Source organism: Psychroserpens sp. XS_ASV72 (assembly GCF_041224425.1).
Taxonomy (GTDB): Bacteria; Bacteroidota; Bacteroidia; order Flavobacteriales; family Flavobacteriaceae; genus Psychroserpens.
The window spans coordinates 357,523-368,044 of record NZ_JBGFGL010000071.1; the positions used below are offsets into that span (position 1 = coordinate 357,523).

8 protein-coding genes are annotated in these 10,522 nt (G+C 35.9%); 3 read left to right on the plus strand and 5 right to left on the minus strand.

Features of this window, described 5'->3' with window-relative positions:
* Positions 1–2,970 carry a protein translocase subunit SecDF gene (gene secDF, locus AB9K26_RS05470; protein ID WP_369971529.1) on the plus strand — a complete coding sequence of 990 codons (2,970 nt, stop codon included), beginning with the start codon at positions 1–3 and terminating at the stop codon, positions 2,968–2,970.
* A gap of 66 nt (positions 2,971–3,036) precedes the next feature.
* Here secDF and AB9K26_RS05475 read toward each other — a convergent pair whose 3' ends face one another.
* The 5 genes from AB9K26_RS05475 to folE form a co-directional block, all read right to left on the minus strand.
* Positions 3,037–3,546, minus strand: a complete 510-nt coding sequence (locus AB9K26_RS05475) for a DUF192 domain-containing protein (protein WP_369971530.1) — start codon at positions 3,544–3,546, stop codon at positions 3,037–3,039.
* 2 nt (positions 3,547–3,548) lie between these two features.
* Positions 3,549–4,472 (minus strand): prolipoprotein diacylglyceryl transferase, encoded by a 924-nt coding sequence (lgt, locus tag AB9K26_RS05480; RefSeq protein WP_369971531.1) that lies wholly within the window; start codon positions 4,470–4,472, stop codon positions 3,549–3,551.
* A gap of 64 nt (positions 4,473–4,536) precedes the next feature.
* A complete protein-coding gene (yidD, locus tag AB9K26_RS05485) occupies positions 4,537–4,770 on the minus strand; it encodes a membrane protein insertion efficiency factor YidD (RefSeq protein WP_369971532.1) in 234 nt (77 codons plus the stop codon).
* Positions 4,771–4,773: 3 nt separating this feature from the next.
* Positions 4,774–6,255, minus strand: coding sequence for a cysteine--tRNA ligase (gene cysS / locus AB9K26_RS05490; protein WP_369971533.1), 1,482 nt, complete (start codon positions 6,253–6,255; stop codon positions 4,774–4,776).
* 25 nt (positions 6,256–6,280) lie between these two features.
* Positions 6,281–6,958 carry a GTP cyclohydrolase I FolE gene (gene folE / locus AB9K26_RS05495; protein ID WP_369971534.1) on the minus strand — a complete coding sequence of 226 codons (678 nt, stop codon included), beginning with the start codon at positions 6,956–6,958 and terminating at the stop codon, positions 6,281–6,283.
* A gap of 262 nt (positions 6,959–7,220) precedes the next feature.
* Between folE and AB9K26_RS05500 the strand changes: the two genes are divergently transcribed.
* Both AB9K26_RS05500 and AB9K26_RS05505 read left to right on the plus strand, forming a co-directional pair.
* Complete coding sequence (locus tag AB9K26_RS05500) at positions 7,221–7,697, plus strand: hypothetical protein (RefSeq protein ID WP_369971535.1); 477 nt, start codon at positions 7,221–7,223, stop codon at positions 7,695–7,697.
* A gap of 11 nt (positions 7,698–7,708) precedes the next feature.
* Positions 7,709–10,522, plus strand: a 2,814-nt coding sequence (locus AB9K26_RS05505) for a PKD domain-containing protein (protein WP_369971536.1), incomplete at its 3' end; no start/stop codon positions are given.

The following is a 10,522-nucleotide window of genomic DNA, read 5'->3' on the forward strand; positions in this document are numbered from 1 at the left end:
ATGCAAAACAAAGGATTAGTTAAGCTTTTTGCACTGTTATTTGGATTGGTAAGTATTTACCAGTTGTCATTTACATTTAAAGCTAACCAAGTTGAAGAAGAGGCAAAACAATTTGCCCAAAGTAAGTTTCAAGACGTTGATGAAATCAACGAAGCCGAAATACGTTATTTAGATTCTATTTCAAGTCAAGAAGTATTTGATATAGGAATTGCAAACTTCACTTTTAAGGAAGTAAAAGAGAAATCGATGAATCTTGGTCTTGACCTTAAGGGTGGACTGAACGTGATTTTAGAGATTTCTGTAAAAGATATTTTGAAAGGATTGTCCAACAATAGTAAAGACCCAGCATTTAACAAGGCTTTAGCTGATGCCGAGGAAATCCAAAAAGATGCCCAAGAATCGTATTTAGAGTCTTTTTACCAAGCTTGGGATGCCATCAAAGGCGATCAAAAATTAGCATCACCTGATATTTTTGCCAATAGAAATTTAGACGATGTCATCAATATCAACATGACTGATGATGAAGTTAAAAAAGAAATAGAGCAAAAGGTTGATGAGTCTATTGTATCTGCTTTTGAAGTATTGCGTAAACGTATTGACCAATTTGGTGTTACTTCTCCAAATATTCAACGTTTAGGAAATACAGGTCGTGTTTTGGTTGAACTTCCTGGAGTTAAGGATGTAAAACGTGCTACAGAGTTGATTACAACGACAGCACAATTACAATTTTGGGATGTGGCTAAACCTCAAACTTTAGGGGCTTTCTTTGCAGACGCAAACGAAACTCTTAAGGATGTTTTAGGTGTTGAAGAAAAAGAAGAAGCTATCGAAGCTCAAGATAGTACATCTACAGATAGTACTATTGATGACCTTTTAGGTGAGACATCGACAGATTCTACAAGTCTTGGTCAAGTCAACCCTATCTTCGATTTAATTGATGCTCCAAGATCTGGAGGTATGTTAGGAATTAAATTAGAGAACAAAGATAAATTTCAGTCGTACCTTGACATGCCTCAGGTAAGAGCAAATCTACCTGCTGATGCACGTAACGTAAAGTTTGCTTTCGGACTTCCAACTGCAGATGAAGAAACAGGAATTGAGTACGTCGATTTATATGCCTTAAAAGGGAACAGAGATAATGAACCTGAATTAAGTGGAGCAGTTGTTACTGACGCACGTCAATCTTATAGCAATACCAATAAGCCATCTGTAACGATGCAAATGAATGCTAAAGGAGCAAAGAAATGGGAAGAAATCACCGGAAGAGCATTTACCAATAAATCTCAGATCGCTATCGTTTTAGATGATATTGTGTATTCAGCACCTACGGCTTCAAATGGAGCTATTTCAGGTGGTAACACTGAAATCTCAGGAAACTTTACAGTAAACGAAGCCATCGATTTAGCAAACGTTTTGAGAGCAGGTAAATTGCCTGCCTCTGCTGATATTGTGCAAGCAGATCAAGTTGGGCCATCTTTAGGGAAGGAAGCTATTGAGAGTGGTACAAAATCTTTCTTGATTGCTTTGACGTTAGTACTAATTTGGATGGTATTATACTATGGAAAGGCTGGTATTTTTGCTGATATTGCCTTATTATTAAACATCTTATTGATATTTGGTGTGTTATCAGGATTAGGTGCTGTATTGACTTTACCTGGATTGGCTGGTATCGTTTTAACTATTGGTATGTCGGTTGATGCTAACGTTCTTATTTTTGAACGTGTACGTGAAGAATTGACTAAAGGAAAAGGTATGAAAGAGGCTGTTAAAGATGGTTTTGCAAATGCCTTGTCTTCAATTTTGGATGCGAATATCACAACCGGTTTAACAGCATTAATTTTATTCGTATTTGGTACAGGTCCGATTAAAGGTTTCGCAACAACCTTATTGATTGGTATTGTGACTTCATTGTTTACTGCAATTTTCATCACACGTTTATTGGTTGACTGGTATGTGAACAAAAACAAGACTTTAGATTTCTCTACTGCAATTACCAAAGGTTTATTCAAGAACATGAATATCAAGTTTATCGCTAAGCGTAAAGTGGCTTATGTGATTTCTGGAATCTTGATTTTAGTAAGTTTAGGGTCTTTGTTCACAAACAAATTAGATCAAGGTATCGATTTTGTTGGTGGTAGAACTTACCAAGTTCGTTTTGATCAAGCAGTGAGCTCTGAAGCTGTTGCTACAGATTTGAATGCTGTCTTCGGAAGTGCTGAAGTAAAAACGATTGGTGCAGCTAACCAATTGAAGATTTCGACGAAATATAAAGTGAATGAAAATTCTGCTGAAGCAGACGAGGAAGTTCAAACTATGTTGTTTGAAGGTTTGAAATCATACTTACCTGCTGATATCACTTATACTGAATTTTCTGAAGCAACTAATGGTGTTGGAAAAGTATTGTCAAGTAAAGTAAGTCCAACAATTGCCGATGATATCAAAAAAGAATCGTTCTGGGCAGTTTTAGGATCCTTAGTGGTTGTATTCCTCTATATCTTATTCCGTTTCAAGAGATGGCAATTCTCTACGGGAGCAGTTGTTGCCGTATTCCATGATGTTATTATTGTATTGGGTATCTTCTCATTACTCTATAAGTTCATGCCATTCAGTATGGAGATCGATCAAGCGTTTATAGCAGCTATCTTAACGGTTATTGGTTACTCGCTAAACGATACGGTTGTTGTATTCGATAGAATTAGAGAGGTTATTGCAGAACGTTCTGGATTCAAAGGTGGAAAGAATATCAACTCAGCAATCAATAGTACACTGAGTAGAACCTTGAATACCTCGTTAACGACCTTAGTGGTGTTATTGGCGATGTTTATCTTTGGAGCCGATTCACTTAGAGGGTTGTTATTTGCGTTGATCGTAGGTGTTATTGTTGGTACCTATTCATCTGTATTTATTGCAACGCCAATCATGTATGATACTTTAAAAGACAAAGGTGAAGCGCCTCAAGAAGAAGCTTAGTAACCTTATATGATTTAAATAAAAAAACCACTCATTCTTGAGTGGTTTTTTTTTTATAAACTATTTTTAAAGTGTCGAATATTCAATGCGATCTCCTTTTTCAAGTTGCCAGATATCACTTAAACCAGCATTTATCTCTAATACATATTTTGCAGGAGCTTCAGAAGGTAAGGAGGTTTCATCCATTGGTTTTGTGTTCTTTTGAATACTAACAATGGTCTTGTCTTCTGAAAGATATATGATATCCAAAGGGATTTCTGTGTTTTTCATGTAAAAACTCCTGTAGGTTTCATCAGGAAAAATGAATAGCATCCCTTGGTTTTGTTCCATGCTTTTGCGATACATCAAGCCTGTTTGGGTCGTGTATTCATCATCTGCAATTTCAATATCAAGAGTTGCTAAAATAGAATCGGTAGAAGCTTTTTTAAGTTGAAGTACGCCTTCCTTTTTAAATGAAATACTAACAGATTTTACTGCTGAATTGTGTTTAGGTTCTTTTTTACAGGAAACAGAAACAGTAGTAAAAACGATTCCAAGAACAGACGTGGAAATCAATCGAAACCAGCGATTTTCCATGGTTATTTTAATGCTCTTTTTGGCTTGTATAGAAACATAAAGTATAAACCAATTAGAATAAAAGGTATGCTCAATAATTGTCCGGTATTCAATAGCCAATCGGCACGTTCAACATTTTGGGCTTCCTTGACATATTCAACAAAGAATCGAACGGTCCACAACAACACCAAAAACAAACCAAACAAAAAGCCTTGCTGCTCACTTTTTTTGGTTTTCCAATAGAAATAAAGCAAAATCAAGAATACAAAAACATAGCTAAAGGCTTCGTATAATTGCGCTGGATGCCTTAAAGGAATGGCATTGAGTAAATCAGCATATTTAGGATCACTGCCAAATGTATTGTATGCCTCTTGAACATCTTTGATTCCAGTAACCTTTACAATTTCATATTTATTGTATTCATCCTGAATGAATTTCACACCGAAATTTGAAGTCGTCACTTTTCCGATGATTTCAGAATTGATGAAATTCCCCAATCTTACAAAAACAGCACCTAAAGCAACTGGGATTACAATTCGATCTAAAATCCATAGCACAGATTTCTTGATCACTTTTTTGTTGTACAGATACATAGAAATGATCATGCCTATGGCAGCTCCATGGCTAGCTAAACCTTGAAAGCCAGTAAATTCAACACCACCTTTAAATTTGAACGGCAGAAAAATACTGAAGAAATCCTCATTGATCAGCTCAGGTTGGTAAAAAATAACATGACCTAAACGTGCTCCGACCATAATTCCTAAGACAGAATAAATAAAAAGAGAATCCAAATCCTCGCTGGTTTGGTTTTCATTTTTATAAATACGTTTCATGATATAAAAACCTAACAAAAAGGCTACAATCCACATCAAACTGTAGTAGTGAAGCATAAAAAAACCTAAGTCTATTCCTTTTGTAGGATTCCAAACAATATCTAAAGCGAACATAAATTTCTGTTTTGTTGGTAAAGATAGTATTTATGCTGTAATGGCTGCCAATCTTAAGATAGATTTAATCTTCTTTATCTGGAACAGGATCGTAACCCGATCTGCCCCAAGGATGACAACTAAAAATACGTTTTAAGGCTAGTTTTCCACCTTTCAAGAAGCCGTGTTTTTGTAACGCTTCCTTTGCATAATGGGAACAAGTTGGCTGAAAACGACAACTCGCTGGTGTCAAAGGAGAAATAAAAAGTTGGTACACTTTAATCAAGAAAAGAAAAGGTGCAATTAAAATCCGTTTCATGGTTTAGTTGGTCGTAAAAGTCGTACCATCCTTGCCATCATTTAATTGAATGCCTTTTGCAGCAAGTTCATCCCTTATTTTATCGGAAAGAGCAAAATCCTTGTTCGCTCTGGCTTCTTGCCTTAATTGAATTAGTAATTCCACAGCTCCAGAAAGCTTGTCAGTACTCGCTCCAGATTCGCTATTGTTGAGCAAGCCCAAAACATCAAAAGTAAAAGCATTCATTGTTTGCTTCAAGGTTTTTAAATCTTCAGAAGTTAAGGAGGCGTTCTTATCCTTGATTTGATTCACCAATTTAGCAGCTTCAAATAAATGCGATATTAAAATAGGTGAATTGAAATCATCATTCATGGCATCATAACACTTTTGTCGCCATTCTTGTACATCAAACGTAGATTCACTTCCAGCGGTTAAACTATCTAAAGTGTTTATAGCTTCCATAAGCCTATTGAAACCTTTCTCGCTAGCCTGTAAACCATCATCAGTTAAATCCAATACACTTCGATAAGAGGATTGGGCATTAAAAAAACGAATGACGCTAGGTGAGTAGGCCTTGCTGAAAAATTTGTTTTCACCTGAAAGTAATTCATGCGGATTTACGGTATTACCTGTAGTTTTAGACATGCGCTGTCCGTTTAGTTGTAGCATATTGGCATGCATCCAATAATTAACAGGAGAAACACCTTTAGCAGCTTCACTTTGAGCAATCTCACATTCGTGATGTGGAAATTTCAAGTCCATACCACCACCATGAATATCAAAATTATCTCCCAGATATTTAGTGCTCATAGCTGTACATTCCAAATGCCAACCAGGAAAACCATCACTCCAAGGAGATGGCCAACGCATAATATGTTGTGGTTCAGCACGCTTCCAAAGAGCAAAATCCTGTGGATTTTTCTTATCACTTTGACCTTCAAGAGCCCTGGTGTTATGAATAAGGTCTTCGAGTTTCCTTTTACTCAATTTTCCATATTCATTGCTTTCGTTGAATTTGTGCACATCAAAATATACAGAGCCATTCACTTCATATGCAAATCCATTGTCTATAATGGTTTTAATAAGTTCAATCTGCTCAATGATATGTCCAGTTGCTGTAGGTTCAATACTAGGTGGAAGGAAGTTTAAGGTGTTCAGAATATTATGGAAATCAACTGTATAGCGTTGCACAACTTCCATAGGTTCAATTTGTTCTAAACGCGCTTTTTTTGTGATTTTATCTTCTCCAGTATCTGCGTCATTTTCCAAATGTCCTGCATCAGTTATATTTCTAACATAGCGAACTTTGTAACCTAAATGCTTGAAATACCTGTAGATCATATCAAAAGACATGAATGTTCTCACGTTTCCAAGATGCACATTACTGTAAACCGTTGGTCCACATACATACATGCCTACGTAGCCCTCTTCAATAGGGTTAAAGATTTCTTTTTTACCAGTTAATGAATTGTAAATGTGGATAGTTTGATCTTTGTACAGTTGCATGTTAGGTTTTGAAAATGGGTTGTTCTTAAAATTCTGTTTCCAATTTAATATAATCTAAAAACTCTCTTCTTGTTTCCTTGTTTTTGAATTGCCCGCCAAATTCTGAAGTTACAGTACTACTATCAATATCTCTAATACCTCTAGAATTGACACATAAGTGCTTGGCATCTATAACACAAGCCACATCTTTGGTGTTTAGAATTTTTTGAAGCTCCTTAACAATTTGTATAGTCAAACGTTCCTGTACTTGTGGACGTTTGGCAAAATAATCAACAATACGGTTCATTTTGGAAAGGCCTACAACTGTACCATTGGAAATATAAGCAACATGTGCTTTGCCTACGATAGGTAAGAGGTGATGCTCACATGTAGAGTAAACGGTTATATTCTTTTCCACAAGCATTTCACCATACTTATACTTGTTTTCAAAAGTAGATGCTTTTGGCTTTACTTGAGGGTCAAGACCGCCAAAGAGTTCTTTCACAAACATTTTAGCAACTCTAGTTGGTGTCCCTTTAAGACTGTCATCGGTTAAATCGAGACCTAAAGTTTCCATAATATGTCGAACATCATCTTTAATAATGTCTATTTTTTCGTCGTTTGTTAATTTAAACGCGTCTTTTCTAAGAGGTGTTTCATGGGAAGAACCAATATGGTCATCACCAATAGCTTCAAAATCTTCCAAGTCTTTTTCTATTTTCATGAATTCTAATGTTTTCAAACACAGTAGCTATTTAGTTTTTGATACTGCATTTTTGAAACTAAAAAACTCTAAACCAACTAAAAAAGTTTGTATTTAGAGTTGGCAAAGATAAGCAATTAAAAAAAGTTTATATAAAGGTAGGAGTTTTTTAACCTCAAATGTTATAGTTATGTGAATATTGGTTGAGAAATGCTATTGGTCGTTAACAGTTAATTAATAGAATTTTTCTTAAATTTCACACCTTTTAATCTCGAGAAACGTTATGAAATCAAAATCCCTTATGCCCTTGGCATTCATTGTGAGTCTTTTAGCGATAAATCTTTCTTTTGCTCAGACGAACCAAAATCAAAAACCTCTTAAGCATGTAGTTTTTAATGATAATGTTAAAGCACCACTTTCTGAAAACGAACTTCAATTTATCAATGAAGTGTATGGAAGTCATGCAGAAGAAGATATTTTAAGCAAACCGCAGCGTTTAAAAGATGTGAAAAACATTTTACGAAATCGAGTTGAAATTATACATGCTCCTGGAAAGGACTTATCGAGTTTTTCCAATCTTTCTTCAGTCCCTCTTTTTAATGTATATAATAAATCTTTAACTAGAGATACGTTTTTGAATCCAAGTACCTTTAATCCATTAAAGTACCAATTTAACTTTCATTCTAGAGCAGGTAACAAAACATATAGATTTGATAATTCTCCATACTTGATCGTTATTAAATCTCAAAACCCTCAATAATCATAGTTGTTATGAAAAAATTAATTACTCTCTTATTTTTTATATTTTCAGTTGTTTCATACGGTCAGGATATCTTAATGCAAGATGGAAATTTCAGTCAATGTACCGATGGGTTTTTTGATTCAGGCGGTGAGTTTGGAACATATTCTGATAATGAGAATTATACGTTAACCATTTGTCCTCCAGATGTTGGAGATGCAATTCAGTTAACGTTTACCGCTTTTAGTACACAGCTAAATTTAGATGTCTTAACCATTTATGATGGTCCAGATAATACAGCTCCTTCATTTGGGTCATTCTCGGGAGGAAATAATCCAGGTGTTATCGAGGCTACAAGTCCTTCGGGCTGTTTAACCATTGAATTTGTTTCAAATGGTTCTGGAACAACTACGGGTTGGGCAGCCGACATAGCGTGTTTAACACCTTGTCAAACCATCGTTGCCAATGTCGACAGTACCTCTCCTGCTTTAGATGTAAACAATATTATTGTAGCAGATGTAGATGAAGTCATTACGTTTAATGGTAGTGGTACTTTTTCTGTTGATGGAACAGGAGCTACTTACTTATGGGATTTTGGAGATGGTAATACAGCAACTGGCGCTACGGTTAACCATCAATATACAACCGCTGGTTTATATAGTGTTACATTAACTATTACTGATACTAATCCGGCAGGATGTTCAAGCACCAATAATATTAATGTGACGGCTCAAATAGGAGCTTCTGGACCAGGAAATCCTTTTGTTGAAGCTGGTGAAAATATTGTGATTGATTGCGCTGATGATTGTACCGATATTACTGCAGAATTCTTAGATATTGGGGAGACAAATACTTATACAGTTACACAAATTCCATTTGTGCCGCCATTTTCGTTTAGTGGTCTATCTAATTCCCTAAACCCTAATGCAGACGACCGTTGGTCAGATGTTGAAAGTTTACCTTTTGATTTCTGCTTTTTTGCTAACATTGAAACACAATTCCAAGTGGGCTCCAATGGAGTGATTCGTTTTGATGTAGATGCTGGTGATACTGGAAATGGATGGAGTTTTGATGAAAGTTTACCTAATAATACAAATGATACTTTAGGAGAAGCAAATATTTTGACACCAACTCATGATATAGATCCAACGCAAAGTTCAACAGAAGAAATTGCTTGGGAAATTATTGGTACAGCTCCAAATAGAGTATTAGCTGTGTCATTCTTTGAAGTGCCAATGTATTCTTCAGCATGTAATAGTTTGCTCGCTACACATATGGCTGTATTTTATGAAACAACTAACGTAATTGATATATATATAAAAGATAAACCGTTATGTACTGGTTGGAATAGTGGAAATGCCGCAGTAGGAATACAAAACGATGCAGGAACAACGGCATTTGTGCCTCCTGGAAGAAATACAGGTCAATGGACAACTACTGATGAAGCTTGGAGATTTACACCTGCAGGTCCTAGTATCATTGATTTTGCTTGGTTAGATAGTTCTGGAGCTGTAATTGGAACAACACCAACATTAACTGTGTGTCCTACAACTACAACAACCTATACTGCTCAAGTTACTTATACAAACTGTAATGGAGATGAGGTAATTGTTACAGATGACGTTACGGTGAGTAAAGATGTGCCTTTTACAGTTGATTTAGGTCCAGATCAAGAACATTGTGAGGGTGATGCTGATGTTGTTTTAGATGCTGATATTGGATCTACAACAGCAACATACCAATGGTTTGAAGATGGAATTTTGATGACTGGTGAGACCAATGCTACACTAACAGTATCCTCTCCAAATTCAGCAACTTACCTTGTTGAGGTTACTGATGAAAGTTGTACACTTACTGAAGAGGTTGACATTACTTTTTTCCCAAACCCACAAATTAATCCTATTTCAGATTACATACTTTGTGATGATGCTGTTTTAGATGATTTAACGGAGTTTGATTTATCAGTTAAGGATGCTGAAGTTATAGGTGTTCAAACAGATGTAACGATATCTTATCATGGAAGTCAAGATGATGCTGATAACGATGTAAATCCGTTACCAAATTTATTTACAAATACTGTAAATCCTCAAACCATATTTGTTAGGATTGAAAATGATAACAACACTAACTGCTATGTGACGACTACATTTGATGTAATTGTTTCGTCTGGAATAACGTTAACCCAGCCTGACGATTTAGTGCTTTGCGACGATATATCTGGAGATGGTGCAGAATCTTTTGATTTGAATTCACAAGTAGCAACCATACTTAATGGTCAGACTGACGTTACACTATCTTTTCATGAAACTCAAGCCGATGCTGACACGAACAGCAACGCGTTGACGAGTCCTTATACCAATACCTCGAACCCACAAACGATTTTTGTTAGGGTTGAAAATGATTTTAATACATTGTGTTTTGAAACGATTTCTTTTGATTTAATTGTTAATTCTGGTCCTAGTGTTGTTGTACCTACTCCTTTATCTGTATGCGATGATGATACTGATGGATTTATGATTTTTACCTTAGAAGATGCAAATGCTGAAGTAATCAATGGTCAAGCTAATGTTGTTGTTTCATACTATGAAACTCTTGCTGATGCGAATTCTCAATCAAATGAAATTTTCTCTCCTTACACGAACATCGTTCCGAATTTACAAACTGTAATTGTAAGATTAGATGATACTTCTAACGGATGTTTTAGTACCACGACATTAGATTTGGAGGTTATAGTCAACCCGATAGCGAACGCTGTTTCACCTTTGGAGGTCTGCGACGACGACTCTGACGGATTATCGGTCTTTGACCTTACGCTGCGCGACCTTGAGGCCGTAGGCGTTCAGACG